We start from the raw sequence: 2,558 nt of genomic DNA, 5'->3' as shown, positions 1-2,558 counted from the left end.
CCGGGCCATGCCCGGCGGCTTTTCGTGCAGACCGCTGCGCTCGCCGGGCATGGCCCGGCGCTACCCCCCCATCCACGCATGGCGTGGATCTACCAGACATATCCACGCATGGCGTGGATCTACCAGACATGTCCACGCATGGCGTGGATCCATCAGGGCATCACCGGCGCGATCAACGCGCCAGCCAGGCACCTACGGCAATGCCTACCGCCAGCCACAGCCATTCGACCACGCCGTTGGCCAGGGTGATCAGCGTCCAGGCCAGGTGCGGGCCCATCCGCAGCGAGGCGTCCCACGGGTTCAGGCCCATCGAGCCGCCCATCCAGGCACTGGCGATGGCCCAGTTCGCGATGGCGGCCACCAGCAGCGTGCCCAGCACGACCAGGGCGATGCGCAGCTTGCCGGGGCCAAGCGTGCCCAGACGCAGCATGAACACCAGTTCCAGGGCGGTCAGTACCGCCATCCAGCCGACCGGGCGGCCGGTGAACAGGGCGATCAGCATCCAGGCGAGGGGGGCGGTGGCCAGCGCCAGCAACAACATGAAGGGCCAGAGCCAGGTAACGGTCCTGGCACGTGCGGCATTGGAGGACATCGAAGCTCCTGAAGGTCGCCCACAGGATACTGTGGTTTGCCGCAGTGCACCGGCGAGGGCCGGGCGCCTACGTTAGAATGCCGTCTTGCGTGGCTTCGGCCGCAGCCCCATATCGGTCCCCATGTATTCCCGTAGCAGCGAACCTGTCCACTTCGAACGCGATTGCGAGGCCGTGATGGTCCCGCAGGGCGACACCGTGACCCTGCCCGCCGGCAGCTATGGGTACATCACCCAGGCGCTGGGCGGCAGTTATTCGGTGTTCGTCGAGGGCAATCTGTTCCGTATCGCCGGCAAGGATGGCGATGCCATCGGCAAGGAGGCGCCGGCACCGCTGGAGCTGCCTGACGATGCCAGCGACGAGCAGGTCGAACAACTGGTGTGGCAGCAGCTGCGCACCTGTTTCGACCCGGAAATTCCGGTGAACATCGTCGAACTGGGCCTGGTCTACGAGGTCGAGATCAAGCACCTGGACGAAGGGCAGCGCGAGATCGACGTGAAGATGACCCTGACCGCGCCCGCGTGCGGCATGGGTGACATCCTGGTCGACGACGTGCGCAGCAAGCTTGAAATGATCCCGACGGTGGCCGAGGCCGACGTCGAGCTGGTCTTCGACCCGCCTTGGAACCAGCACATGATGTCCGAGGCCGCCCGGCTCGAAACCGGCATGCTTTGACCCACGGCCCGCAGTGACGCGGGCCCGGCATTACCCGCAACCAGAACAGGAAATCTCCGGTGTCCCAGTCCATTCCCAGCTTCGCCGTCACCCGTTCGGACCACCCGCGCAGCGCTGAAGAGCGCGCCCAGATCCTGGAGAAGCCGGGTTTCGGCCTGCACTTCACCGACCACATGGTGGAAGTGCGCTGGGACAAGGACACCGGCTGGCACAACGCCAACGTGCGTGCCTACGGCCCGCTGCAGCTGGACCCGGCCGCGGCCGTGCTGCACTACGGCCAGGAGATCTTCGAGGGCATCAAGGCCTACCGCCATGCCGATGGTTCGATCTGGACCTTCCGTCCCGATGCCAACGGCCGTCGCCTGCAGCGTTCGGCGCAGCGCCTGGCGCTGCCGGAACTGCCGGTGGAGATCTTCGTCGAATCGCTGAAGCAGATGATCGCCGTCGACAGCGCCTGGGTGCCGTCGGCCGATGAGTCGAGCCTGTACTTCCGTCCGTTCATGATCGGCGACGAAGCCTTCCTTGGCGTGCGCGGCGCGCACAAGGCCGGTTACTACGTGATCGCCAGCCCGGCCGGCCCGTACTTCGCCAAGGGCGTCGCCCCGGTGTCGATCTGGCTGTCCACCGAATACGCGCGTGCGGCCAAGGGCGGCACCGGTGCGGCCAAGTGTGGTGGCAACTATGCCGCGTCGCTGCTGCCGCAGCAGAAGGCGCAGGCACAGGGCTGCTCGCAGGTGCTGTTCCTGGACCCGGTCGAAGGCAAGTACTTGGAAGAACTGGGCGGCATGAACGTCTTCCTGGTCTACAAGGACGGCACCCTGGTCACGCCGGAACTGTCCGGCAGCATCCTCGAGGGCATCACCCGCGAGAGCATCCTGCAGCTGGCCCGCGACCGCGGCATGAAGGTCGAAGAGCGCAAGGTCACCATCGATGAGTGGAAGCAGGGCGTGGCCTCTGGCGAGATCGCCGAAGTGTTCGCCTGTGGTACCGCTGCGGTGGTCACCCCGATCGGCCAGCTGAAGGGCGAAGGCTTCTCGGTGGGCGACATCGATGCGCCGGCCGGCGAAGTGACCATGTCGCTGCGCAAGGAACTGACCGACATCCAGTACGGCCGCCTGCCGGACCGCCACGGCTGGCTGGTCAAGCTGGGCTGATCGCCCGCATTGAACTGTAGAGCCGAGCCCACGCTCGGCTGCTCTTCCGGAAAGCCCGTCCTTGTGACGGGCTTTCTGCGTTGTGAGCCGGGGGGTCAGATCCCTTTCCCCACGGAAAAGGGATCTGACCCCCGGCTAC

Annotated in this window: 3 protein-coding genes; 2 read left to right on the top strand and 1 reads right to left on the bottom strand. The window is 66.2% G+C overall.

Annotated features, from left to right (window positions below; translation table 11 throughout):
• Positions 1–172 precede the first annotated feature (172 nt).
• Positions 173–592, bottom strand: a complete 420-nt coding sequence (locus ACFX4F_RS20935; RefSeq protein WP_099820223.1) for a hypothetical protein — start codon at positions 590–592, stop codon at positions 173–175.
• Between the two features lie 121 nt (positions 593–713).
• Between ACFX4F_RS20935 and sufT the strand changes: the two genes are divergently transcribed.
• Entirely contained in the window at positions 714–1,265 is a 552-nt protein-coding gene (gene sufT / locus ACFX4F_RS20930) for a putative Fe-S cluster assembly protein SufT (RefSeq protein ID WP_025877975.1), read from the top strand.
• Positions 1,266–1,324: 59 nt separating this feature from the next.
• Positions 1,325–2,419, top strand: a complete 1,095-nt coding sequence (locus ACFX4F_RS20925) for a branched-chain amino acid aminotransferase (protein WP_108267511.1) — start codon at positions 1,325–1,327, stop codon at positions 2,417–2,419.
• Positions 2,420–2,558 lie beyond the last annotated feature (139 nt).

The sequence above is a fragment of the Stenotrophomonas sp. YIM B13575 genome, assembly GCF_042787595.1.
GTDB lineage: Bacteria > Pseudomonadota > Gammaproteobacteria > Xanthomonadales > Xanthomonadaceae > Stenotrophomonas > Stenotrophomonas lactitubi_B.
The sequence above is the reverse complement of the archived record's forward strand: the minus strand, read 5'-3'. Positions and strand labels throughout refer to the sequence as shown.

What these genes read in the sequence shown, in the direction of transcription:
- ACFX4F_RS20935 (WP_099820223.1), bottom strand. Translation starts at nt 592, where the DNA reads ATGTCCTCCAATGCCGCACGTGCCAGGACCGTTACCTGGCTCTGGCCC.
- sufT (WP_025877975.1), top strand. Translation starts at nt 714, where the DNA reads ATGTATTCCCGTAGCAGCGAACCTGTCCACTTCGAACGCGATTGCGAG.